This window comes from Arthrobacter sp. SPT-J7 (assembly GCF_059089965.1).
This window is the reverse complement of the sequence record NZ_JBNHFF010000612.1, coordinates 1-326: the sequence shown is the minus strand read 5'-3', so window position 1 is coordinate 326 and position 326 is coordinate 1. Positions and strand designations below refer to the sequence as shown.

At 66.9% G+C, this 326-nt stretch carries 1 protein-coding gene; it reads left to right on the top strand.

The features are described 5' to 3' along the window. On the top strand, window positions 1-326 hold a 326-nt coding region (locus tag AC5RWX_RS34520; protein WP_494100606.1), incomplete at both ends, for a dihydrofolate reductase family protein.

Below are 326 nucleotides of genomic sequence, written 5' to 3'. Positions count from 1 at the left end.
CTACATCATGGGCCGCAACATGTTTGCCGGCCCGGGGGCGGGGCCGTGGGATGAGGACTGGCGCGGCTGGTGGGGTGAAGATCCGCCGTATCACGCCCCGGTTTTTGTGCTCACGCATCATCCACGTCCGCCCCTTCAGATGCAGGGCGGCACAACATTCCATTTCGTGAACGACGGGATCGAGGCCACACTGGCCCAGGCGCGGGAGGCTGCTGCCGGCAACGACGTCGCCATCGCCGGCGGGGCAGAAACTGCGCGTCAATTCCTCTCGGCCGGGCTGATCGACGAGCTGCGGCTACACATCGCGCCGCTTATCCTGGGGGCCG